Below are 644 nucleotides of genomic sequence, written 5' to 3'. Positions count from 1 at the left end.
GTCGGAGACCGAAGAATTTCTCGAGTTTGCTCTGGCCGAAAACTCCGATCTCCACAACAGTCTCGCAAACTTTCGGTATGAAGCAGAGCGAAGTGATTCAAGGATCCTGACCTTGGAGGCCACATTAGCCGGCCTTCAGGAGAGGCTCGAAGAACTCGGGGGACAGGAACGAGAGCGCCGTCGAGATGCTGCCGCTCATGTCGCGCCTCGCCGCGGCGTTCCGGGGTTCCTGGACACGGCGTTTGCGCGGCTTTCCTTCGTTCTCGACAGTGTCGAAGTATTGGCCAATATCGACGCACCCGCGTCGGTGCTCCGGGCACTCGTGCAGATTGATATGGGGCAGATCGTGGGGAAGGATCTTGAAGGCATGCGCGGATGGCGAGAAGTCTCCAAGCTTGCTACCGGGATCGCTGGCAGCGAGGATATGGGCCGCGTTTACTACAAGCCAGACGGCAACTGTGTCCTGGTCAGTGTTCACGTCAAACAGGACGACAAAGAACAGCGCCGCCATATAGAGCGACTTAGGTCCCTTTGAGGTGGCGCTACCGAGCGGCGGCATCAGGCCTGCAAAAGGGCACGGGGTCATAAAGGACCACTTAGCTTGTCCATGAAGGGGACTTCCATGGGCTGCTGGTGCCCAGCAC

At 58.5% G+C, this 644-nt stretch carries 1 protein-coding gene; it reads left to right on the top strand.

Annotated features, from left to right (window positions below; all coding sequences use genetic code 11):
* The coding region (locus AC1U89_RS24545; RefSeq protein WP_479902219.1) for a hypothetical protein at positions 1–535 on the top strand (535 nt) is incomplete at its 5' end.
* Positions 536–644 lie beyond the last annotated feature (109 nt).

It is taken from the genome of Caulobacter sp. 05T431, assembly GCF_056665975.1.
This window is presented reverse-complemented; position numbering and strand designations above follow the sequence as displayed.